Below are 1,027 nucleotides of genomic sequence, written 5' to 3'. Positions count from 1 at the left end.
TCATCGCGACGCCGACGTCGGCCTGGGCGAGCGCGGGGGCGTCGTTGGTGCCGTCGCCGGTCATCGCGACCAGCTTGCCGCCCTCCTGCTCCTTCCTGATCAGGGCCATCTTGTCCTCGGGCGTGGCCTCCGCGAGGAAGTCGTCCACGCCGGCCTCCTCCGCGATCGCCTTGGCGGTCAGCGGGTTGTCGCCCGTGATCATGATGGTCCTGATGCCCATCCGGCGCAGCTCGTCGAAGCGCTCCCGCATGCCCTCCTTGACCACGTCCTTGAGGTGGATGACACCAAGAACCTTGGCCGGAGCCGAGCCGATCTTCGTCGCCACCACCAACGGCGTACCGCCCGCGGCCGAGATCCCGTCGACCAGGGTCGAGACCTCGCCGCCGACCGAACCGCCGTTCTCGGTAACCCAGTTGGTCACGGCGCCGGCGGCGCCCTTGCGGACCTGGTGGACACCGTCGGACTCGTCCAGGTCCACACCCGACATGCGGGTCTGGGCGGTGAACGGGACCCAGGTGGCGTGGGTCAGCTCGCCCTGGGCACGGGCCCGCAGACCGTACTCGGTCTTGGCCAGGACCACGATCGAGCGGCCCTCGGGGGTCTCGTCCGCCAGCGAGGAGAGCTGGGCGGCGCTGGCCAGTTCGTCGGTGCCCACGCCCGGGGCGGGCAGGAACTCGGCGGCCTGGCGGTTGCCCAGGGTGATGGTGCCGGTCTTGTCGAGCAGCAGGGTGTTGACGTCGCCCGCGGCCTCGACGGCGCGCCCCGACATCGCCAGCACGTTGCGCTGGACCAGGCGGTCCATACCGGCGATGCCGATCGCGGACAGCAGCGCGCCGATGGTGGTCGGGATGAGCGCCACGATCAGGGCGACCAGGACGATCATCGACTGCGGGGCGCCCGCGAAGGTGGCCATCGGCTGCAGGGTCACCACGGCGACCAGGAAGACGATGGTCAGCGAGGCCAGCAGGATGTTGAGCGCGATCTCGTTCGGCGTCTTCTGCCGGGCGGCGCCCTCGACCAGGGCGAT

General features: G+C 70.6%; 1 protein-coding gene. It reads right to left on the bottom strand.

Annotation, left to right across the window (positions count from 1 at the left end):
- Positions 1-1,027: HAD-IC family P-type ATPase (locus ACWC9T_RS42085; protein ID WP_449826285.1), on the bottom strand; the 1,027-nt coding region annotated here is incomplete at both ends.

This window comes from Kitasatospora sp. NPDC001159 (genome assembly GCF_053598235.1).
This window is presented reverse-complemented; position numbering and strand designations above follow the sequence as displayed.